Raw genomic sequence first — 583 nt, 5'->3', positions numbered from 1 at the left:
CCTATGGCGCTTAACCATGTTCACGTTATCCACTACTACCTTATCTTGATCTGGGAACACGCGTGAGACTCTACCCCGACGCCCCCGATCTTTACCGGCAATGACTACGACTTCGTCGCCTTTTCGAATCTTGCGCATGATGTCCTCTACCTACAGTACCTCTGGCGCCAACGATATGATGCGCATAAAACGTTCAGTGCGCAGCTCTCGGGTTACTGGTCCGAACACACGTGTACCCAGAGGCTGCAGATTGTTGTTCAGCAGTACAGCCGCATTGCCATCAAACCGTATTTGAGAGCCATCGGCACGGCGCACACCTCTGCGCGTCCGGACAACTACGGCGTTATATACTTCACCTTTTTTGACGCGCCCTCGCGGAATCGCGTCCTTGACGCTGACCTTGACGATATCGCCGATCCCTGCATAGCGACGCTTCGAACCGCCCAGCACCTTAATGCACTGAACCTGACGGGCACCACTGTTATCCGCCGCTTTTAGGAGGGTCTCCATCTGGATCATGACGCTACACCCGCTTCCTTTTCGATAAGCCCCGCTCGGGCACCGCTAAATCTTAACTTGCGGC

The 583-nt window shown here is 54.7% G+C and carries 2 protein-coding genes; both read right to left on the bottom strand.

The features are described from left to right. The coding region (rplX, locus tag CKO12_RS14510) for a 50S ribosomal protein L24 (protein ID WP_200155418.1) at positions 1-138 on the bottom strand (138 nt) is incomplete at its 3' end. A gap of 12 nt (positions 139-150) precedes the next feature. Then, complete coding sequence (gene rplN / locus CKO12_RS14505; protein ID WP_096410208.1) at positions 151-519, bottom strand: 50S ribosomal protein L14; 369 nt, start codon at positions 517-519, stop codon at positions 151-153. Positions 520-583 lie beyond the last annotated feature (64 nt).

Source organism: Chromatium okenii, assembly GCF_016583745.1.
Taxonomy (GTDB): domain Bacteria; phylum Pseudomonadota; class Gammaproteobacteria; order Chromatiales; family Chromatiaceae; genus Chromatium; species Chromatium okenii.
This window is presented reverse-complemented; position numbering and strand designations above follow the sequence as displayed.

Excerpts from the sequence above, each read along its gene's own strand:
- rplN (WP_096410208.1), bottom strand. The coding sequence starts at position 519 with ATGATCCAGATGGAGACCCTCCTAAAAGCGGCGGATAACAGTGGTGCC.